The organism is Deltaproteobacteria bacterium (assembly GCA_016219225.1).
Lineage (GTDB): Bacteria > Desulfobacterota > RBG-13-43-22 > RBG-13-43-22 > RBG-13-43-22 > RBG-13-43-22.
On sequence record JACRBX010000071.1, the window covers coordinates 1 to 21,746 of the forward strand.

21 protein-coding genes and 2 pseudogenes are annotated in these 21,746 nt (G+C 52.3%); 17 read left to right on the forward strand and 6 right to left on the reverse strand.

The genetic code is table 11. The annotated features are described in order from the left end of the window. Window positions 1-196: pseudogene (locus HY879_05790) on the forward strand (catalase). 134 nt (window positions 197-330) lie between these two features. Here the strand turns inward: HY879_05790 and HY879_05795 are convergent. From HY879_05795 to HY879_05820, 6 genes and pseudogenes are all read right to left on the reverse strand, one after another. Further along, window positions 331-948 (reverse strand): restriction endonuclease subunit S, encoded by a 618-nt coding sequence (locus tag HY879_05795; GenBank protein ID MBI5602849.1) that lies wholly within the window; start codon window positions 946-948, stop codon window positions 331-333. A 9-nt stretch (window positions 949-957) separates the two neighbouring features. Further along, on the reverse strand, window positions 958-1,272 hold the full coding sequence (locus HY879_05800) for a hypothetical protein (protein MBI5602850.1): 315 nt from the start codon (window positions 1,270-1,272) through the stop codon (window positions 958-960). Continuing rightward, window positions 1,262-1,459, reverse strand: coding sequence for a hypothetical protein (locus HY879_05805; GenBank protein MBI5602851.1), 198 nt, complete (start codon window positions 1,457-1,459; stop codon window positions 1,262-1,264). The genes HY879_05800 and HY879_05805 overlap by 11 nt, the downstream gene beginning before the upstream one ends. Continuing rightward, window positions 1,456-2,769, reverse strand: coding sequence for a winged helix-turn-helix transcriptional regulator (locus HY879_05810; GenBank protein ID MBI5602852.1), 1,314 nt, complete (start codon window positions 2,767-2,769; stop codon window positions 1,456-1,458). Before HY879_05810 ends, HY879_05805 begins: the two co-directional genes overlap by 4 nt. A gap of 229 nt (window positions 2,770-2,998) precedes the next feature. After that, window positions 2,999-3,496, reverse strand: a pseudogene (locus HY879_05815) (type I restriction-modification system subunit M N-terminal domain-containing protein). A 222-nt stretch (window positions 3,497-3,718) separates the two neighbouring features. Then, a complete protein-coding gene (locus HY879_05820; GenBank protein MBI5602853.1) occupies window positions 3,719-4,453 on the reverse strand; it encodes a FadR family transcriptional regulator in 735 nt (244 codons plus the stop codon). Window positions 4,454-4,822: 369 nt separating this feature from the next. Here HY879_05820 and HY879_05825 point away from each other — a divergent pair, with 369 nt between their 5' ends. The 16 genes from HY879_05825 (at window position 4,823) to HY879_05900 (ending at window position 21,739) form a co-directional block, all read left to right on the forward strand. Further along, a complete protein-coding gene (locus HY879_05825; GenBank protein MBI5602854.1) occupies window positions 4,823-5,449 on the forward strand; it encodes a cobalamin B12-binding domain-containing protein in 627 nt (208 codons plus the stop codon). 50 nt (window positions 5,450-5,499) lie between these two features. Then, the gene (locus HY879_05830) at window positions 5,500-6,357 is read left to right on the forward strand and encodes a dihydropteroate synthase (GenBank protein MBI5602855.1); all 858 of its coding nucleotides are present in this window, start codon (window positions 5,500-5,502) and stop codon (window positions 6,355-6,357) included. Between the two features lie 112 nt (window positions 6,358-6,469). Then, on the forward strand, window positions 6,470-7,960 hold the full coding sequence (locus tag HY879_05835; protein MBI5602856.1) for an AMP-binding protein: 1,491 nt from the start codon (window positions 6,470-6,472) through the stop codon (window positions 7,958-7,960). Window positions 7,961-7,982: 22 nt separating this feature from the next. Then, window positions 7,983-9,005, forward strand: coding sequence for a TRAP transporter substrate-binding protein (locus HY879_05840; protein ID MBI5602857.1), 1,023 nt, complete (start codon window positions 7,983-7,985; stop codon window positions 9,003-9,005). Between the two features lie 83 nt (window positions 9,006-9,088). Next, window positions 9,089-9,574, forward strand: coding sequence for a TRAP transporter small permease (locus HY879_05845; GenBank protein ID MBI5602858.1), 486 nt, complete (start codon window positions 9,089-9,091; stop codon window positions 9,572-9,574). Further along, entirely contained in the window at window positions 9,567-10,871 is a 1,305-nt protein-coding gene (locus HY879_05850; protein ID MBI5602859.1) for a TRAP transporter large permease, read from the forward strand. Before HY879_05845 ends, HY879_05850 begins: the two co-directional genes overlap by 8 nt. 100 nt (window positions 10,872-10,971) lie before the next feature. Then, a complete protein-coding gene (locus tag HY879_05855; protein MBI5602860.1) occupies window positions 10,972-11,430 on the forward strand; it encodes a PH domain-containing protein in 459 nt (152 codons plus the stop codon). Between the two features lie 252 nt (window positions 11,431-11,682). Continuing rightward, window positions 11,683-12,498, forward strand: a complete 816-nt coding sequence (locus HY879_05860) for an ABC transporter ATP-binding protein (GenBank protein ID MBI5602861.1) — start codon at window positions 11,683-11,685, stop codon at window positions 12,496-12,498. A gap of 99 nt (window positions 12,499-12,597) precedes the next feature. Continuing rightward, a complete protein-coding gene (locus tag HY879_05865) occupies window positions 12,598-13,392 on the forward strand; it encodes an ABC transporter ATP-binding protein (GenBank protein MBI5602862.1) in 795 nt (264 codons plus the stop codon). Between the two features lie 17 nt (window positions 13,393-13,409). After that, window positions 13,410-15,350, forward strand: coding sequence for an AMP-binding protein (locus tag HY879_05870; GenBank protein ID MBI5602863.1), 1,941 nt, complete (start codon window positions 13,410-13,412; stop codon window positions 15,348-15,350). Further along, window positions 15,347-16,234, forward strand: coding sequence for a branched-chain amino acid ABC transporter permease (locus tag HY879_05875; protein MBI5602864.1), 888 nt, complete (start codon window positions 15,347-15,349; stop codon window positions 16,232-16,234). Before HY879_05870 ends, HY879_05875 begins: the two co-directional genes overlap by 4 nt. Before the next feature lie 3 nt (window positions 16,235-16,237). Then, a complete protein-coding gene (locus HY879_05880) occupies window positions 16,238-17,293 on the forward strand; it encodes a branched-chain amino acid ABC transporter permease (protein MBI5602865.1) in 1,056 nt (351 codons plus the stop codon). A gap of 313 nt (window positions 17,294-17,606) precedes the next feature. Continuing rightward, window positions 17,607-18,863 carry an ABC transporter substrate-binding protein gene (locus HY879_05885; protein MBI5602866.1) on the forward strand — a complete coding sequence of 419 codons (1,257 nt, stop codon included), beginning with the start codon at window positions 17,607-17,609 and terminating at the stop codon, window positions 18,861-18,863. 247 nt (window positions 18,864-19,110) lie between these two features. Continuing rightward, entirely contained in the window at window positions 19,111-19,866 is a 756-nt protein-coding gene (locus HY879_05890; protein ID MBI5602867.1) for a DUF169 domain-containing protein, read from the forward strand. Window positions 19,867-20,003: 137 nt separating this feature from the next. Continuing rightward, window positions 20,004-21,053 carry a dienelactone hydrolase family protein gene (locus HY879_05895; GenBank protein ID MBI5602868.1) on the forward strand — a complete coding sequence of 350 codons (1,050 nt, stop codon included), beginning with the start codon at window positions 20,004-20,006 and terminating at the stop codon, window positions 21,051-21,053. A gap of 32 nt (window positions 21,054-21,085) precedes the next feature. After that, the gene (locus HY879_05900) at window positions 21,086-21,739 is read left to right on the forward strand and encodes a response regulator transcription factor (protein ID MBI5602869.1); all 654 of its coding nucleotides are present in this window, start codon (window positions 21,086-21,088) and stop codon (window positions 21,737-21,739) included. Window positions 21,740-21,746 lie beyond the last annotated feature (7 nt).

Sequence of the window (21,746 nt, forward strand, 5' to 3'; positions counted from 1 at the left end):
GTAATATCGTCAGCCACCTGGGCGGGGCTCAAAAACGCATCCAGATGCGCCAATGCGCCCTGTTTTATAAGGCCGACCCGGATTACGGTGGCCGGGTGGCCGAAGGACTGGGGTTGGATTAAAAGCCGTCCAAGGGCTGGCGGAGATGAGCCACGAAGAGCGGGCCAGGGCCACCGATCAGGGGACGTTTAAATAATTTTGCCGAAGCCTAAAAACAGGAAATTGCTAAGAGAAAAGCGAGGGGTATAAGGGAGATGTCACATATTTGAACTCAGCGGACGAGTCGATTCGTGGTGAAAAGTGTGTACCATCTTGAATTTTTTTGCACACTTAGCTCCATTTTTTCACCTCCCACTCCACCGGAATCCTGCCCAGCAAGGAGTCTTTGAACTGGTGGGTTTGTTCGAAGTGGAGGTTGCCGTATTCGTCAATACCGCGGGTGAGGAGGTCCTGCATCAAGCCGTTCTTGATGCGCTGCTGCTTGGCAATCAACGCCCCGGTCTGCTCAATCGCCCGGTCCACCGTCGAGAGGATCTCGGCAATTTTGATTTGTTCGGGTTTGGATGGCGTTGGGATCTCAATCTTGTAAAGTAAATCACGCGATAGACTGGGGACGCCGGTCGCTTCATTCATTTGGCGGAAGTCTATAGACTGAAGAAAGTAGTACAACCACAGAGGAACCGCTTCAGCAAAGTCGCTTAGGTAGTACGCGGTATCAATAGTCCAGAATCTGCCTATTGCAAAATAAACGCGGTCAATGGTTCCCTTTCTGCCTAAGATAATAGACTCGCCTTCGTGAAGATAATCCTTCCCCAGTCGATCACTACCCCCTGTCCCGACAACCGGATAAGGACCATCTTCTGCCAAAACATTGGCCGATGATTTACCGTAATTGATCATCGCGAGTTCGCGAAGTGTTTTTGTTTCCCAACCTTCTAAAGCCTTCATTTCACCCCTCTAACCTTCCTCTTTTTCATCCCACATGTCACGATAGGCATAAACATACGAAGCAGTTGCCTCCGGGTCAATTTTGAAGTAATAACGGCAGAGCTTTTTGTATAAACACAACATCGCAGAATCAAAACAAAAATCGAGCATGCCGTCAAGCAAGTGTTCGATACGTTGGGGATCACGGCTTTGAGCCTTCAGGAGGGCTTCAACTTCAAAAGTATATTGCTGTTCAGCTTGACGCGCAAGTTGATTGCGTATCTTTGCAAGTTCGCCTATCGACTTGACAAGGTCATTTGCTTGCTGGTTTTTCTTACTTTTCACCGCCCTTCGCCTCCTTCAATAGTTTCGCGATTCGCGGCCTCTTTGGGTGAGCCGGTATTTTCTGTTTGCTGCTTGTCGGTTTGCCGGGCATGGCGATCATCAGGAGCCTTTGTACTACCCCGGTGACTTCCCCGGCAACTGCCCCGGTAAGTTGGCCGCCGATGGCCCAGGAGAATCCGTCTCTCATCCCTTCACCTCCCAACGCCCAGCCTTCTTTCCGCCTTTTCGCTGTAAGATGCCCTTAGCCTTCAGTTTCTTGATGTGATAGCGTACGCCTATTTCGGACAGATTCAATTGCCCTGCCATCTCTTTTTGCGTAATAGATGGATTGGCTGTTATCAGTTTAATGATGGCTTTTTCCGTAACGAAGAGGTCCTTATCGATAGTTTTATCGATAGTTTTATCGATAGTCTCAAACGACTCGGCATAAGAAGGCCTGAAAAAGGCGGCAATAAAGATTTGTGCTACTTCGCTGAATTTTACGGTCGGTTCCTCGGCAAGAATGAGACGCATGCCCCGTCCCCAGGTCTCGACCATCTGGATACGGCGCAGCAAATCGGCGATGAGCGGATTCCGTCGTCTGGAGACATTGCCTTTGCGTATCCTGGCGATGGTCAACCCGCCATAAAGCTCACCGGGATTACGGATTTCAACGCGGTTTTTAAAAATGGCTATCTGTACATAGTCCGGGTCGCGATAATCGCGATGACAGAAGGCGTTGATAATCGCCTCACGCATGGCCGCTACCGATATCTCAGGCACATCCACACGGTAGAGGCCGTCCAGCCTCATGCCGATGTGAATGTTTTTGAGAATGTATTTTTGCGCTTCTTCGATAAGCTCCAGAATATCGCCAGTGAAATCGTGTCGGTCAATTATGGTCGCGCTGTCGGTGGTGGCAAAAACGGCACAGCGCAATTGCAATATTGGCTTTTTGGAGAAAAAGATGGAAGCGGCATTGAGCAATTGTCCATCCTGCATAAGCCCCAGTTTTTCCAGTACATTGGTGGTTTTGTCCCAGACCAGACCAGCGCGTTTCACGAAGTCTCTTATTTTTCGTTCATTGAGTTCCTTGATTGAGGTTTTACAGGGCTCGGTATCCCAGCGGATAACCTCACGGTTTCTGGCGAGGATCAGGCGTTCAAGCTCTTTGGCACTCATCTGCCGGTCTTCATCGGCCACCCGCATATAAGCCCGGCCATAGGCAAAATAAGGCCTTTCTTTTCCATCAAAAGCAACTTTGATACAGGGCTTACCCGTAAGCGACTCCTGCGTAATCTGTGGAAAAATCTTCGGCTCAATGTGGGCGGCTATGGCCTGTGAAAGATCGCGCAGTGTCTTTTCCGTCACCTGCAAGCCAACTGCAACCCCGGTATTCTTTAAACCAAACCACAGTTCGCCCTTGCCGTGTTTGTTAAGGATGGCGGCGACGGAGATCAGCCCATCTTTCAGTTCAGCCAAGCTCCTTTTCAATTCAACGGCTTCACTTTCTTTCATTGCTAACCTTTAGTTCCCCCTTACCTTTGGCACTTCCGCCAAGATAACCCAGGGCTTCGAGAAAGCCGTTCAGTTTCTCGATAGTTTCGGTTCGTTGGCTTTCCAATTCACCGCTGGAAACAGCATATTTGTCCCAGAGGTTTTCCACCACCGCGACGAGGCCGCGCTTTTCGGCATTCAGATAGCGGCTCAGCTCGTTGCGGGCAAGGTCGTAGAGCTTTTTCAGGATGCCCGCGCTGTCGGCAAAAAACTTGATCAGGTATTCGTAGGCCGCACCAAGCAGGTCGGGGAATTCGAAATTGTCATTGACCAGCACGAACTGGGGTTGATTGAAATGGTCCAGAAGGTCCTTCCACTTCTGATCCGGGATCTTGGTCTTCCCTTTGACGGCGTTAAAATCAATATTGTTCTTGAGCACCCCGGCCAGGGCGTCGTTTTCCTCTTCCACGGCGGCAATGGCTTTGTTGAGCATATTACCGATGTCGAACTTAAGATCCTTGAGGGCCGGGACCTGATCGCCGTTTTGATCGACCCATGGTTCGTGCCAACGGGCGCGTAAGGGGACGAAGAAAGTTTCACCGTAGGAGGTCTTATCCTCTAACAGTTCCTTGATGAGATCCGGCTGATCCTTGAGATGGGCAAAGTCTGTCTTCCGAAGTTGCTCGCGCTTCCGGTCAAACTCATCGGAGAGGCGTTTGAGAAACAACATGCCGAAGATAAATTCCTTCCTGGAGCAAACGGCGAAATGAGATTGTATTTGTCAGACTGATCGAATTATTATAAGCGCTTGAAATTATAGAGCAGATTATAAAATGAGCGGGGATAAATAGTCAAGAAGAGATATCAGCTTGATTAGCCCAGCAATTTGGACAATTTGACAAATTAAAATAATAAATTAGTACGGTGTCCCTGGCATTCCTGCGGATGGGCCTTCATTTATAGTGAGCGGCTAAAAGGAAGGGGGGGATTTCTTTTTCCGGAAGGTTTTTTCCATCTTGATCAGGATCTTCCCGAATTCAACCGCGTGTTTTTTCATGGCCAGGGCGGCCTTATTGGGATTACCGGACAGAACCGCCTCAACAATCGAGCGGTGCATCCCGGCCGGGTGGATAAATGGAAAATCCGGTTCGGCTGCCAGAATAACCCTCAAGGTCAACTCTACAAAAGAGCGGATCATGGCCTCAAAAAATCGATTGCCGCCCATTTCCGCCAGGATGTAATGGACCGCTGTTTTCCGTTCCATGTCCTCCTTGAGGGAGGTTACCGGCTGCTCTTCGGCCTCCAGGGCCTCCTGGAGCCGTTGGGCGTATTTTGGAGTAATTTTAGTGGCCGCCAGCCGGGCCACCTCGGGTTCGATGAGCAGCCTGACCTGGTACATCTCAGGGACTGAAATCTTTTCCGACCGGAAGAGATCGACAAAGGCGTTGGCCAAATGCTGGAAAGTGAGATCGGTAACAAAAGCCCCTCCGGTCGCCCCCTGGCGGGTCACCACAAAACCCGAGTTCTCCAAAGAACGGAGGGCTTCCCGAATGGCCACCCGACTGACCTGAAAGGCTTCGGCCAGATCCCTTTCGGAAGGCAGGCGATCGCCCGCCAGGAAATGGCCGACCATGATGGACTCTTTGAGTTGTCCGGCCACCTCTTCGGAAACACGCATCTGTTTTATCGGCTTAAATTTCGGCATAGCGACCCCCTGATTGAACGCAGGATAGAAAATAATAAAATTTTTTTCAACAAAATATTTTTATTGACATAATTTTTTAATTCAATTAATCATTATACCAATGAATAAATAAACCAATTTAGGGTCGCGCTTTTCCCCAAGATATTTTCTCTATTAATATTCGTGGTTTTCTGTTGCTCACGCGTCAGCCCTAATCCGACCGCCCTGGCACGGGTCAGGGACCATTTTTCAGGCAGGCGACAACATAATGGATAGAGTGAACCATCTCGTTTCCTATTTTTTTCAGTGCCCTGGCTTATCCGATGCGATCGACCCTGCCCCCCCACGCGGCCAATCTACCATTCAAGATTTATGGAAAGGAGAACCCTCATGAACGAAAAATTAATCGACCTGATGGCCGACCTGAAGGAAGAGGAGACCTATGCCCAGGTCGAAGCACTGATCAACAGCGGAACCGATCCCCTGGAAATCCTGGCCCAGGCCCGCTCGGCCATGGAGATTGTGGGAAAGCGCTTTGAGATCGAAGAATACTTTATCCCTGACCTGGTCCTGGCCGGTGAGATCCTCAAAGCCATCTCGGAGAAAGTCAAGCCTTTGATTAAAAAAGGGGAGGCCCCTCAAAAAAAGGGCAAGGTCTTGATCGGCACCGTGGCCGGTGACATCCATGACATCGGCAAGGACATCGTCACCTTCATGCTGGATGTCAACGGCTATGACGTTCTGGACCTGGGGATCAACGTGCCGGTCCAGGTCTTTGTGGACAAAGTAAAGGAATTTGAGCCTCAGGTAGTGGGCCTGAGCGGTTTTCTGACCCTGGCCTTCGATTCCATGGAAAAAACCGTCAAAGCCATAGAAGAAGCCGGTTGGCGGGATAAGGTGAAAATTATGATCGGCGGCGGTCAGATGGATGACGAAGTGAAGAAGTACGCTCGGGCCGACGCTTACGGGAAGGATGCCGCCGCAGCCGTCAATCTCTGTAAACAATGGATCATTTAATTTCAGATTTCGGAATTCGGATTGCTGAATAAAAGCTGCAAAAAGGAAACATGGAAACACACCTATTTAGTCCTAAAGGCAACGAAGTCGTTATTGGCGATAAACGTCCGACGGTATTGATCGGGGAACGCATCAACCCCTTCGGCAAGGGCATTCTCAAGGAAGCCATGAAGGCCGGGGATATGGAGCCCATCCGTCAGGAGGCCCTGAGACAGGCGGAGGCCGGCGCCGATATCCTGATGATCAGCGTGGCGGCCTTCGGTCTGGACGAAGAAACCGTCCTCCCCCGGGTGACGGAGGCGGTCATCAAAACAGTGGATCTGCCCCTTTGCCTGGAAAGCCGCAATCCCTCGGCCCTGGATAAAGCCTTGCAATTAGGGTGCGGTAAGCCGATCGTCAGTTCGGTCACCGGAGAAGATTCTTTGCTTTCACAGATCTTGCCTCTGGTCAAGAAATATCATACGGCGGTGGTCGTCCTGGCTTCGGATGAGACCGGCATTCCCAGGGAACCCGTCAGACGGGTGGAAATCATAAAAGGTATCCTCAACCGGGCCGTAAGCCTGGGGATCGACCAGGAGGACATCCTGGTAGACTCCGTGGCAGAGTCGAGTGCGGTGAGTGATCAGGCGGTCCGGATTACCTTGGAGACCATGGGAAAGGTGAAACAGGAATGGGGGTTTAATCAGGTCCTCGGGGCCAGTAATGTCTCCTTCGGCCTGCCCAAGAGGATGGTGACCAACGCGGTTTTTCTTTCTTTAGCCATCCAGTCGGGACTCACCTGCGCCATCGTCGATGCCGCCAGGATGAAACCCTATATTTTGGCCGCCGATCTTTTGTTAGGCCGCGATCCCAGGGCCCGCCGCTACACGGCCTATTTCCGGAAGTTGAAGAGTGTCTCTTCCCATTGAGACGGTGACCAGGCATTTAACCAATGGTCAGAGGCGGATGATTTCGCGTTTTCGAAAAGTAAGAGATGAATTCTCAAAATGGTAATTTAAGAATCTATCGGGGAGTACGGATATGAATCTTGCAAACAATCTGGAACGATCGGCCTTTTTCTTTCCGGACCGTCCGGCCGTCCGCCAAGGCCCTTTGGAGATAACCTACGGCCAACTGAACGATCAAGCCAACCGGGTAGCTGCCGGCCTCACCAAAATGGGGGTCCAACCGGGCGACCACATTGGACTGTGTTGCCCGAATTCGGCCGACTGGATCCCATTTTATTTCGGAGTACTCAAGGTCGGGGGGGTGGCCGTCACCTTATCCGGAATGCTTATCGGCGACGAACTGGCCCTTCTGGTCAATCACTCCAAACCGAGGTTTATCTTCACCCATGAATCCAAGCTTTCGGATCTGGAAAAATTGCGATCCTCAGCGGGGGTCGAAAAGATCATTTGTCCCGGCGGCGACCTCGATCTGCCCGGCCTGCTTAAAATGGGTTCGGGATCTTTCAAGACCCGGGACAGGGACCGCACGGACACCGCCGCCATCCTGTACACTGGCGGCACCACCGGCATCCCCAAGGGGGTCATGTTATCCCACGAATACATCAATTTTGCCAGTTCCAGTGTGGCCTTTTTCGAGCGATCCCAGGAAACGGATTGCGCCCTTTGTTTTATGCCCTTCAACCATGTCTTCGGCCAGATCCATATCATGAATGGTACTATTTTAAGTGCCGGATGCGTGGAGGTTCAGCCGGGTTTCGACCTGGAGCGGGTCCTGGAGGTGATGGCCGCCGGACGGGTTACCAGGTTTTATGCCGTTCCTACGGTCTATATCCGCCTCCTGGCCCTGGGTGACCTGGAGAAAAGGTTAGGAAAGTTGCGCTACTGTTTTTCGGCCGCCGCCAGTCTGGCCGGGGAGATCGTTAAACAGTGGAAGGAACGCACCGGCCTGACTATTGCCGAGTCTTACGGGATGACCGAGGCCATGCCGATCACCTATAACCATTATTACCGGCATATCGTCGGCTCCGTAGGACAACCGATTCACGGGGTAGAGGTCCAAATCCGGGATTTGGCCGGAAACCTCCTGGAGCCCGGACAGGAAGGGGAGATCTGTGTCAGGGGCCGTAATGTCATGAACGCCTACCTCAACAACCCCGAGGCGACCCGATCCGTCTTTTGGGAGGGGGATTGGTATCGGTCCGGGGATATCGGTCTGTTCGATTCCCAGGGCTACCTCTTTCTGGTGGACCGTCTCAAGGACCTGATTATCACCGGAGGGGAGAACGTTTATCCCCGCGAGGTGGAGGAGGTGCTCTATACCAGTCCGGAAGTGGAGGAGTGTGCGGTTATCGGGCTCCCCGACCGGGAATGGGGCGAACGGGTAACAGCCTTTATCGTTCCGAAAGCCGGGCTCTCGATAGTCCCTGAAACCCTGAAGACCTTTCTGAAGTCCCGGTTGTCCCCCTTTAAGATCCCCAAGGAGTATGTGGCGGTGACCGAACTTCCCAAGACGCCCACGGGCAAAATCCTGAAAAGGGAAATCCGGAAACAGTTCCTTAAATAAAATAAAATATGGAGGATTAACGATGAAAAATAAATTTATGGTTATGGGCATAGTATGTATGACCATGGTGGCGTTTCTGTTAACCGCTTCCCCCTTTAAAGCCTACGGGGAAGAGATTAAATTGAGGTACTCCCTCATCTGGCCGCCGGTACACCCCTTGGTTAAACTGGCAGGCGAATGGGCCAAGGAAGTTGAAAAGGCCACCCAGGGCCGGATTAAGGTCACCTTATTCCCGGGCAATACCCTGACCCCACCCATGCAGGCCTATGACAACACCGTTAAAGGGGTCGTAGACATAGCCGCCAGCCTGTTGGCCTATGCCCCGGGCCGGTTACCCCTTTCCGAGGTCCTGCAACAACCCCTGGGCTATAAAAACGGATACCAGGCCAGCAAGCTGGCTAATGCCTATTATAAAAAATTCAAGCCCAAAGAATTCGATGATGTCAAAGTCATGTTTCTCCATGGCGCCGCCCCGGGCTTTATCATGACCAAAAAGCCGGTTAAATCCATGGACGAGATAAAAGGTCTCAGAATTAAGGCCAATGCGGAAAATGCCGACATCGTCAAGAATCTGGGGGCCGCTCCGGTCACCATGCCGGTCAGTGAAACCTACGACGCCCTGTCGAGAGGGGTTATCGATGGAACCCTTTTCCCCATTGAGGCCCTGCAGGGTTTTAAAATCGGCGAAGTGGTCAAGACCGTTCTGGAAAACTACGGGATGTCCTATATGACCTCTATGTATGTGGTCATGAATAAAGCCAAATGGAACATGCTCTCCCCGGCCGATCAGGCGGCTATCGAGAAAATCAACGATGAATATAATGAGAAAATCGCCAAGCGGTGGGTCGAGTTGGACAATAAGGCCAAGGAATTCGCCACCGGAAAAGGGGTGACTTTCATATCCGTCCCCCAGAAAGACCAGACCCAGACGGCAGAAAAGATGAAACCGATCTTGGATGACTATGTCAAAATGACCAAAGCCAAGGGACTGCCGGGCGACGAAGCGCTGAAATTCTGCCAGGAGTTTTTAAAAACCCATCAATAAAAAAAAGGAGTTACGAGTTGCGGGTTACGAGAGGAAATTTATGTTTTTCAACCTGCAACCCGTAACCCGTAACGAGGCCCGAAATGAAACGCCTGATAACCGCAGTGGTGAAGGGAGACATCATATTATTCAGTATCGCCGGGGCGGTGTTGGCCTTCATGATCATTTTGACTTTATTTGATGTGATCTTGAGGAATTTGGGTCATCCGATCACCGGATCCATGGAAATTATTCAATACGGCGGTTCCATCGTATTCGGTTTTTCCATTCCCTATGCCACCTGGCTCGGGGCCCAAATCATCGTCGATTTGATGATCCAGAAGATTAGTCCAAGGAGTCAAAAAATTTTAAATGCCATTACCAGAATCGTCGGCATGGTTATGTTTTTGTTTATCGCCTACAATTTTTTTATGTATGGGTTGGATGTGAAACGAACAGGAGAGCTGACAGCAAGTTTCAAAATCCCCTACTATCCCTTTTGTTTTGCTATTGCACTCAGTTTTCTATTCCAGAGCTTTACGATATTTTGTGACTTAATGAAAACTATCCATGGAGAAAAAAATGAGTGACGTTGCAGTTGGAATATACGGTATCATCATCCTTCTGGCCCTTTTTTTAACAGGGCTCGAAATGGCCTACTGCATGATATTGGTGGGGTTCGTGGGGTTTACTTTCCTGATGTCCTTTGCCTCGGCCTCTAATCTGGTGGTCAAGGACTTTTTCGATACCTTTACAACTTATAGTTATACGGTCATTCCTTTATTTATCATGATGGGGGAACTGGCCCAACATTCCAATATCGCCAAGAGGCTCTATACGGGAGCCCATAAGTGGATGGGGCACATACCCGGCGGGTTGGCCATGACTACCGTCGTAGGTGCAACGGCCTTCAAAGCCATGTGCGGTTCCACCCTGGCTACAGTCGGCACCTTTTCAGGATTAGCCATCCCGGAAATGGACCGTTATGGGTATAAAAAAGAACTCTCGGCCGGCACCGTGGCTTCGGTCAGTACTATCGGCATGATCCTGCCACCCAGCACCGTTCTGATTATCTATGGGCTCCAAGTCGAGCAATCCATAGGCCGTCTTTTTCTGGCCGGAATCATTCCGGCCTTGATGATATCCTTATTTTTCATTGCCGTTATCGCCGGCTGGGTCATCTGGAAACCGGAAATAGCGCCCAGGGCCGAAAAGGCAACCTGGGGAGAACGCATCGCTGCCATCCCGGAAGCCTTAATTATTCTGGTTGTTTTCGGCATCGTTATCGGCGGGATGATGACCGGTTTTTTCAGTCCTACCGAAGCCGGCACCATAGGGACGATAGCCATTTTTCTTCTGGCCCTATCCCGAAAAGAAATTAATTCCAAAATGCTGATCAATTCTTTTCGCGGATCATTAAAAACTTCCATTATGACGCTCTTACTGATTACCGGGTCATCCATTTTCGGACATTTCCTGGCCATTACCGAAATCCCCATGATTGCGGCCGACTGGACCGCCGCCCTTCCTGTTTCGAAAACGCTGATCATTGTTATCATTATCGTTATGTACCTGATCGGCGGTTCCATCATGGATGATCTGGCCTTTATGGTCCTGGCCACCCCGATATTTTTTCCAACCGTTATTCAATTAGGCTACGATCCGATTTGGTTCGGTATTTTGATCTGCATCACCCTGATGATCGGCGGTATCATTCCGCCGATCGCCATCTATGTATTTATATTGGGGAATATCACCAGGATCCCCTTTAAAACGATTTATAAGGGGGTAGTTCCCTTTCTGACCGCTCTCTTTGTGGCCCTGGCGATCATGTTTATCTTCCCCGGAATTGCCACCTGGCTGCCGAATCTCTTAATGGGAAAGTGATTTTGGACCCGGACATGAGCATACCGTTCGGCGTTCGTTGTTCGGCCTCCGGCCCAGAGGGGCCTACGCCCCGGAGGGCGTTCGGCGAAGGAATTTAAAGATGGGTGTTTCGGAAAAAAACCTTCTCCAAGATCAAAAGATCATTTACCAGGCCAGGCCCCACTGGGCGGTGCTTCTTGGACCGGCCTTCCTTTTTTTTATAGGCTGGCTATCTATGGGATCCCAAGGGTTACCGTCGGCCGTTCTTATCGCTTCCGGTTTTATTTGGGGTACTTTCTCGACCCTGCGTTTACGGCAATTCGATATCATATTGACAAATAATCAATTATTAATTAATGTTGGTTATCCGTTGAAGAGGTCCTATTCTATACCCCTTGACACGATCACTTTTGCAAACTTTTATCAGCCCTCTTTAGGCGCCATACTGAATTTCGGCAAAATTGTTCTCGTCCATAGCGGGACGAAAAAAACCGTATTTCGATTTATCGCCCGTCCTGCTGAATTTGTAAAAGAAGTTCGGGAGACTATAATGACCACCAGCCATCACGAACAATCATGACATCGCGGTGAAAGGCCTAGGGCACAAGGTGCAAGGCCCAAGTCTCAAGTTTCAAGTAAGAATTATGGGACCAGGGGTCGGGGGTCAGGGGTCAGTTGAAGAGAAAATTGCAAGTGTAAAAATCTTAAACCTTCAACCTTGTCTATTGCCTATTGCCTATTGTAGACTTATTTTCATGCTTCATGGTGCCCCCAAAAGGGCTTAGGAGCTTAACACGAAACGAGCCTTGCGCTATTCTGGAGTTTATGCCCGGTGAAAACGGATCAGGTTAAAATACGAATCGACAACCTCTCCCTCAGCTTCGGCGGAACCAACGCCCTGACCGAAGTAAGCCTGGACATCAGGGATAAAGAGATATTAGCCATCATCGGACCCAATGGTGCCGGCAAGACCGCCCTCCTCAACTGCATCAACGGCTTCTACAAACCTCAAAAAGGCGAAATTGTCTACGAAGGGCAAAAGGTCACCCGAATGCGCCCGGACAAGCTGGCCCACCTGGGCATTGCCAGGACCTTTCAAAATATCGAACTCTACACGGGCTTAAGCACCCAGGACAACATCATGGCCGCCCGGCATGTACTGATGAAGCAAACCTTCGTTGCCGGTGCCCTGTACTTCGGCTGGGCCCGTCAGGAGGAGATCAAAAACCGGCGGACCGTCGAAGAGATTATCGATTTCCTGGAAATAGCCCCTATCAGGAAAAAGGTGGTGGGCCTTCTGCCTTATGGGATGCGCAAAAGGGTCGAGCTGGCCAGGGCCCTGGCCCTGGAGCCGCAAGTCCTGATTCTGGACGAGCCCATGGCCGGCATGAATCTGGAGGAAAAGGAGGATATCGCCCGATTCATTATCGATGTCTTCGAAGGTCAGGGGGCCACCTATCCGGATACCCCTGTTCTAAGAGACGGCATACGCTGTATCATCCTCGTCGAACATGATATGGGCGTGGTCATGGACATTGCCGACCGGATTGTCGTCCTTGATTTCGGACGTAAGATCGCCGAAGGCACACCGGCCGAAATCATGGCCGATCCTAAAGTCATCACCGCTTACCTGGGAAAAGAAAAATAGGGCTTAAAATGAAAATAAAGTTCGGGGTTCAGAGTTCGGAATTCGGAGAAAACCCTTTTCATATTTTGTGGTGCTCTAAGGGCATGAGGGCCTAATTCGATGCTGCAGGTCAAAAATATCGAAGTGATTTATATGAACGTCATCCAGGTGCTGCGGGGCGTATCCCTGAAGGTCGGAGAAGGCCAGATCGTGGCCCTCCTGGGGGCCAACGGCGCCGGCAAAACGACCACCCTCAAGGCCATCTCCGGGATGCTGAAGACGGAAGAAGGAAAGGTCACCGACGGCAGCATTGATTTTAACGGAATGCGGATAGACCAGTACGGACCTGAAGACGTGGCCGCCCTGGGAATCAGCCAGGCCATGGAAGGCCGGCGGGTCCTCGAACACCTGAGTGTCGAAGAGAACCTGCTCGTCGGAGCCTACTGCCGCAAAGACCGCCCCGGGGTCAAAAGGGACCTGGAAATGGTCTTTGACTATTTCCCCAACATTAAACGCCTCCGCCGTCAGATGAGCGGCTATCTGTCCGGAGGGGAACAACAGATGCTGGTCATCGGAAGGGCCCTTATGGCCAGTCCTAAACTGATGCTTCTGGACGAGCCGTCCCTGGGATTGGCCCCCTTGATGGTGCAGGAGATCTATGAGAACATCGGGAAAATCCGTACCGAACAAAAGATGGCCATACTCCTGGTGGAACAAAATGTCCTGGCCGCCCTGGGTGTGGCTGACTATGGATATGTGATGGAAAACGGCCGGGTGGTCTTAAGCGGTGCGGCCGATACGTTGAAGGACAACGAGGACGTTCGGGAGTTCTATCTTGGGCTTTCGGCCGTCGGTTCCCGAAAAAGTTATCGGGAAATTAAACACTACCGTCGAAAAAAAAGGTGGCTTGTTTGATGGAAGGGCATGGACAAATGACGATCGGGGCAGAGCAGATCTCTAAGGAAAAGGGAGATACCTGGCCCAAGGTACTCCGCTATAACGGTGAAAGATACGGTTCCGATCATAGAGCCATGCGCTACAAGCACTACGGTATCTGGGAGCCCTGTACCTGGAAAGACTACTATCAGAATGTAAAAACCCTGGCCTTAGGGCTCATGGCCCTCGGCTTTGAACCGGGAGACCGGTTGCTGATTATCGGGGATAATGCCCCCCAATGGTATTATGCCGAATTGGCCGCCCAGGCCATTCATGGGGCCTCGGTGGGCGTCTATTCGGATTTTGATCCCGAGGAGATAAAAACCATTGCCCGACATTCCGGCGCCCGATTTGCCGTGGTGGAAGATCAGGAGCAGATCGATAAATTTCTTCAGGTCAAAGAAGGGCTTCCCTTACTGCAAAGGGTTATTTACTGGAACTATAAAGGACTGGCCCATTATGATGATCCGGTCTTGATGGGACTCAGAGAAGTGCAGCAATTAGGGGAAAAATACGAGGCGGAACATCCCGCCATCTTTGAACGGAACGTGGAAAGCGGCCAGGCCGATGAGGTCTGCGCCATCGTTTACACTTCGGGCACCACCGGGACCGCTCCCAAGGCGGCGGTCCACACCTTCAGGACCATGCGGGCCGGCTCGGAAGCTTATTTGCACCTGGACCCCTGGACGGAGAAGGACAATCTGGTCCCCTATCTGCCGCCGGTCTGGATGAACGAGCAATGGCTGGGGATTGGCTGCCACCTGCTGTCGGGGTGTTGCCTGAATTTCGCCGAAGGGCCGGAAACCCTTCAGCGGGATATCAGGGAAACCGGCCCAAGCATCGTCTGCTACGGTGCCCGGCTGTGGGAGGCCCAGGCGGCCATGATTCAGTCGAGGATACTGGAGGTGGATACCCTCAAGAAGCAAGCCTTCTCCTTTTTCATGCCCTTAGGTTATAAGATAGCGGACCAAAAATTTCAAAAGAAAAAAACCGGCTTCCTGGTCCGGGTTCTCTATTCCTGGGCCGATACCGCCCTGTTCAAGCCTGTTCGAAAAAGTCTCGGTCTGACCAATGCCCGGATCTGTTATAGCACCGGAGCCATTCTGAGTCCGGAGGTCCTCCGATTCTATCAGGCCCTGAATCTTCCCCTCAAAAGCCTCTATTGCACGACCGAAGGCGGGCCCCTGACGGGTGCCGGGACTGATGACATCCAACCGGATACGGTAGGACCCCCTCTCCGGGGAACGGAAATTAAGGTCTCCGATCAGGGGGAACTCCTTTCCAAACAATCCGGAATGTTTATCGGCTACTATGGGGACCCGGGAAAAACAAAAGAGGTGCTTAAAGACGGCTGGTTTTACAGCGGAGACTACGGTTTCATCCGGGAGGACGGACATATCGTCCTGGTCGATAGGATGAAGGATTTGATTGAAAGGGCCGGCAGCGAAAAAATTGCCCCCCAATTGATCGAGAGCCGGCTGAAATTCAGTCCTTATATCAAAGATGCCTGGGTTCTGCCCGGACCGGATAAGGCTTACCTCTCGGCCGTCATCGTCATCAACTACGGCACCGTCAGCCGGTGGGCCGGGCAAAGGAAAATCGCCTTCAACACCTTTGCCGAGCTTTCTCAAAGACCGGAGGTTTATACACTGGTCAGGCAGGATATCGACCGGGTTAATGGCCTCCTGTCCCCCGGAAGCCGGATAAAAAAATATGTCCATCTCCACAAAGAATTCGATCCGGACGAGGGCGAATTGACCCGGAACAGGAACCTGAAGAGACCGGTTTTAGAGGCCCGCTACCAGGGGCTTATCGAGGCGATTTATGCGGATACGATTGAGGCCTCAATTGAAACCCCGGCCAAGCACCGGGATGGGCGGACACAAACGATCAAAACGACCCTAAGCATTAAGTCCACTGAAGGGACGGTCTTATGACCTTTTTTCTACAATTAGCGGCCACCGGTTTTGCTTTGGGCATGGTCTATGCCCTGGTAGCCATAGGCTTTGTCATCATCCTTAAATGCTCCAATGCCTTTAACATCGCCCAGGGCCATTTTGTCATGATCGGTGGTTATCTGGGCTATACCTTCCTGGTCCTCTTCGGCCTGCCCATTTGGGCCACCCTGATCCTGGCGGTGGTTTCGGCCATCATTATGGGTCTGATCATTGAACGTCTGGCCCTGCGTCCGCTGGTGGGACAATCGGAATTGGCCATTATCATGATGACCATCGCCTTATCCACGGTTTTGGAAGGACTGGCCACCCTGATCTGGGGCGGAGAATATAAAACCTACCACGGATTACTGCCGACCATCACCCTTAAAGTGGGTCAGATATCCGTACCCCCGGAATCGCTCATCGGACTTATGGTCTCGGTGGTGACGGTAACGCTGCTCCTCCTTCTTTTCCGCTATACTAAAATCGGACTGGCCATGAGGGCCACGGCCGAGGATTTACAGGTGGTCCAGAGTGTGGGTATCCGCGCCACCACGATCTATGCCGTTTCCTGGGTGATTGCCAGTGTCGTCGGGGTGATCGGCGGTATCCTCTTAGGGGGGGTCTCCGGGGTGATGATCCCCCTGGCCGAGATCGGTCTGAAGGCCTTCGCCGTCGTCCTCCTGGGAGGGGTGAACTCCATCGGGGGGGCCATTGTCGCCGGGATCATATTGGGTGTGCTGGAGAATGTGGCTGCCGGATATCTGGACCCCTTGTTGCCGGGTGGCGGGCTGGCCCAGATATTCCCCTTCATCATAATGCTCATTGTGCTCATCTTCAAACCCCATGGTCTTTTTGGTCTGGTCAGGATAGAAAGGATTTAATCAATGGGCTTGGGCCGCGGGACCTTTCAAGAAAACTACGGGCAGGACATGGCGATCATCCGCACCAGGCGGCAGTGGGGACTGCTCCTGGCCTTCTTTCTTATCCTTTTGGCTTACCCGCTGGTTGCCACTGACCGGCAACTGACGATCATAACCATGATCGGCATTGCCATTATCAGTGTCCACGGGCTGAATATCCTCACCGGTTACTGCGGCCAGATCTCCATGGGACATGTGGGCTTTATGGCTGTCGGGGCCTATGTATCGGCCATCCTGACTGCCAAATTAGGCTGGTCCTTCTGGGCGGCCCTGCCCTGTGCGGCTATGGGCGCAGGAGTCGTCGGTCTGATCTTCGGTCTGCCCTCGTTAAAAATCAGGGGCTTTTATCTGATTATGGCCACCATCGCCGCTCATTTCATTATCATCTGGCTCATCCTCCAGCTCCGGGATCTCACCGGTGGTGCCGATGGCATGCCGGTGCCCAAACCCCGACTGGGAAATTTCGTCTTCGATTCGAAAGCCAGCTACTACTATCTGGTTATGGCGACGGCTTTCCTGTCGACGGTCCTGGCCGTCAACATCGTCCGGACCAGGGCCGGCCGGGCCTTCGTGGCCATCAGAGATAACGACCTGGCGGCTGAAGTCATGGGGGTAAATCTCTTCAGTTACAAGCTTCAGGCCTTTTTCATCGGTTGTGTCTATGCCGGAGTGGCCGGGGTCCTGATGGTTCATTACTATGGATTCGCCAGTGTGGACCAGTTCCCCTTTATCGATTCAGTCTGGTATCTGGGCATGCTGATCGTCGGCGGTATGGGCAGCATCCCGGGGGCCATCCTGGGCGCCTTAGCCCTCAAGCTGCTGGATGAATTGGTTACCATGGTCGGCCCTATCTTATCGGCCGCTATCGCCGCCCAGGCCGCGGCCTCGTTGGCCCTCATCAGCCGGGGATTGGTTATTATGCTTTTTCTTATTTTTGAACCCCGGGGACTCGATCACCGGTGGGAGATGGTCAAGGCCTATTTCAGGTTATGGCCTTTCTCCCGTCAGGAAGCTGAATGAAAGGGGGGTGATCCGATAAAAAAAAGGTGCAAGGCTCAAGGAAAGCAACATAACACTACAGCGACACTTCTTTCGTCATTCCCGAATGTCTTTATCGGGAATCCAGGTTTTTCAAGAAAATGAGAAATCAAAGTCCCTGGATTCCGGCTTAAAACATGCCGGAATGACGGATAAGGGGACGCATCATGAAAAAAGGTCGCTGTAATAATTAAGGATGCAGTAAAATATCGAAGGGGAGTTTTTTTTTAAATTCCGAAATCCGAAATCGAAAATCCGAAATTGGAATCTATTTTCATACTAACAGGAGGAGACCATGGCAACAATGAGTTCACGAGTAGGCGCATTAATGATTGTGTTGGTAGCGGTAGTCTTGCTTTTTTCACCCAATGCCGGCGCTGCCGGAAAAACCGTCTATATCGGCGGTACCATGTCCTTGACCGGACCCTACGCCGAGGATTCGGCCTCGGTCCTGGCCGCCTTTGAAGATTATGTCAAATATGTAAACGAGACCAAGCAACTGGCCCCCTGGCGCAAGGATAAATGGCCGGCCGATATTAACATCGAGCTGCTCTGGCGGGATGATGAGCTTAAACCGGCCAAGGCCCTCTCGATCTATGAAGAACTCAAGGCCAAGGGAATGCTGGTCTATAGAATATCCGGTTCCCCCATCGCCCTGGCCCTGAAGGACAAGCTGAATCAGGACCACATGGGTGCCACGAGCATGGCCTCGGGCCCCTATCTCCTCAAGCCCCCACAAACCGTTTTCACCTATTATCCGATTTATACCGATGCCCTGGCGGCCATCGCCGATTGGTTTAAGGAAAACTGGAAAGGCCCCGGCAAGCCCAGGGTGGCCTATCTCACCGCCGACAATGCCATGGGTAAGTCCATTGAGATTCCCGAGTTAAAAGCCTATCTGGAGAAGGCCGGGTTTGAATTTGCGGGTATCCAGTATGTGCCTCTGGTCCCCACTTCTCCACCAACCACCCAGCTTATGTGGCTGAAACAAAACAATGTCAACCTGGCCCTGGGCGTGATGGTCAATCCCGGTTCCCAGCCCACTGTCAAAGAGATGGTCCGGCTGGGCATGGGACCGCACTTGGCCTATAAGATGACCCTGGGTTGTGCCTTACCCAGTCACGCCGCCGTCTTCGCCCCGGCCATGGGGACCCTGGGGGACGGTTTTGTGGTGGCCGGCAGTTTCCCTCCCTTAGATGACCTGGCCACACCGGGGATCAAATTCTGTGACGATCTGCAGAAAAAATATCGCCCCAACAAAAAGGCTACCCACGTTATGTATGTGGGCGGTATGCTGGAAGCCATGGTCCAGGTCGAGGCCATCAGGCTGGCCATGCAGACCACGCCGCTGGAAAAATTAAAACCGATCGATGTCCTCCAGAACGGCTTCTACAAGATCAAAAATCTGGACACCGGTCATTTGAGTGCCACACCCCTGAATTATAGTAAAGGGGATATCGAGGGTGTCGATGCCGTCCGGGTCGATCAGGTCCAAAAAGGGAAGGTCGTCAAGGTGGGCGTTTGGCCGACCCGTCATATTTATCCCCATTAATCTTTCAACACCCCACTCCCATACTTCCCCTCTCAAAAGGGAGGTATGGGGGTTGAGCACCGCACAGTTTGAAAATGGGACTTGGGCCTACGGGAGAGAGGCGATGGGCAAGGTTCAAGGGTTAAGGGTTTTACACTTGCAACCTGCAACTTGCAACTTTCTTTTCAACTGACCCCTGACCCCTGACCCCCGACCCCCGACCCCCGATCCCTGGAAACAATTTTCGTACTAACCGAAAGGAAGTATCATGACCTCATCAGGATGGGACCAAGCGGGCTGGATAGAGATATCAAAAAAGCTTAATCTGGAACTGCCGCCGATAGCCGTCAGTTTTATGATAAAACCGCCGGAGGGGATCAAAAAACTGGAAGACCCGCTGGCCATGTGTGAAATGCTCAAGCGGGCTCAGGAAGGGCAGGCCTTCTATGCCGGTACGGAAAACCATACCTGTCCCGCCGGACCTTACATCCTGGGCAAAAGTGCGCCCCCGGCTTACACCTCGGGAGAATTCGGGGCCGGATTGAAGGTTTTCAACCATTTCCGGGCCATGAGAAGGTTGTATGACGACCTTCCTAAATTCGATGCCGGCCGGAATATTAATTATGTAGCCTTTTCTCCCCTGGACCGGCTGACCTTTGTGCCCGATCTTCTCATCCTGGTAGCCGAGGTGGATCAGGCCGAGATCCTGTTGCGGGCCATGAGTTATTCCACCGGAAAGGTCTGGACCAGCAAATCCACCGGCGTCATCGGCTGCGCCTGGATCTATACCTATCCCTATCTGAGCGGTGAAGTGAATTATATTACCACCGGCCTGGGTCATGGGATGAAAAGAAGGAAAGTTCTTCCCCCCGGGCGGCAACTGATTGCCATCCCCTATGACTGGTTGGCCGTCATGCTCTCCAATCTGAAAACCATGCCCTGGGTCCTGCCCATGTTCCAGCCCGATGCGGACGATTTTCTCAGGAACCTCAAGACCGACCTGGGGCTTGATCCCGACCATTAAGCTGTTTTCAAGCTTTTTTCCTGAAATGTCAAACTTGACTGATTGACAGGACAAAAAGAATCGAGTACCTTTTCTCTCGAAACTGTCAGACCGCCTATTCGGCTGTTTTTTCCAATGAATAAAAGGGAGGTACTCTGATGAGAAAACCCATGTTGTTTTCGTCTTTGGCTGTTGGGAAACGGTGTACGTTTGTTCATGGGACACGGAAGGTTTTGTGGCCTCTGCCCCTGGCAATGGTTTTGATGATTTTCATGCTGGTCCAGGGAACGGCCCAGGCCCAGGTGGCCCGCATCGAATTCCATCCGGTGGCGACAATAACCCTCAGTGACTCTGAACTGTTAAGCGGTCAGGCAACGGGGAAACCCGTCACCATCGCCGGCGTCCTCAACCTACCCAAACCCGGAAAAGACAAGCTTCCGGCCGTCATCATCCTCCACGGATCAAGCGGCCCCGGCGGCACGAACGGGCCCACGGCCGACTGGTCGCACCGTCTCAACGCCCTCGGCATTGCCACCTTCGGCCTGGACTGCTTCGCCGGCCGCGGCATCGTCTCGACCTCGGAGGATCAGGGGAAGTTCGGCCGCCTGAATATGATCGTCGACGCCTATAAAGCTCTGAAGCTTCTGTCGCGTCATCCGCGCATCGATCCGGGTAAAATCGCCCTCCTCGGCATCTCGCGCGGCGGCCAGGGTGCGCTCTATGCCGCCATGAAGCGGATGCGGACCGCCTATGGTTCGCCCCAGGTGGAATTTGCCGGGTTCATGGCCTTATATCCTAATTGTATCACTTCCTACCGAGATGAGACGGTCACTACCGGAAAGCCGATCCGTATCCTCCATGGCACGGCCGACGACTACAACCCGATCGTTCCCTGCCGTGCTTATGTAGATCGGGCCGGGAAAGCCGGGGCCGATATCCAACTCCTTGAATATAACGGCGCCCACCACGGCTTTGATGCGGAAGCCTTGCGTAAGTCCATTCAATGCAAAACCTGTCAGACGGACCGCCGCTGCAAACTGGCCGAGAAAGAAGGCGGCCTCATCGTCAATCTCGAAACGCAGAAGCCTTTCAGCTATTCAGATGCCTGCGTCGAAACCGGGACCACCCTGGCTTACAACGAAGCGGAGGGCCCCAAGGCCCGGGCCGATGCCCTTGAATTCTTCAAAAGCCTTTTCGGGTTGAAATAATTACCGCACCGCTTGTAAAGGAAGATGGCGGCATGAGCATTAAGGTATTCCTGGCCGACGATCATCGCATTGTCCGGGAGGGTTTTCGTTTGCTTCTGGAGACCCAACCCGATATCATCGTGATAGGGGAGGCGGTTAACGGTCGCGAGGCGGTCCGGCAGGTTGTGATACTTTCCCCCGATATCTGCCTCATGGATATAGCCATGCCGGAACTGAATGGGGTTGAAGCCACCCGGCAGATCTCCCGGGAATGTCCCACCGTGAGGGTGATCATACTCTCCATGTATTCCACCAGCCAGCACATATTCGGAGCCCTTCAGGCCGGGGCCCGGGGTTATATCCTGAAGGAATCGGCCGGAGACGATCTGATAAAGGCCGTCAGGGCCGTCCATAGCGGTCAGACCTTCCTTTGCAGCGAGATTTCAGAGACCGTAGCCGGCGACTACGTGCGGCACCGGGAGATAGCCGAGGGACAAGGTCCGCTGGCCAGTCTCAGCCCCCGGGAGCGGGAGATCCTCCAACTTCTGGTGGAAGGTAAGTCCAATGTCAAGATTGCCGAACGTCTCTTTCTTTCCCCGAAGACCGTGGAGACCTACCGGAGCCACCTGATGCAGAAACTGGGCTTAAGCGACCTGCCGGCCCTGGTAAAGTTCGCCATCCAGCACGGCCTGACCTCCCTGGAGTAGGAACAAT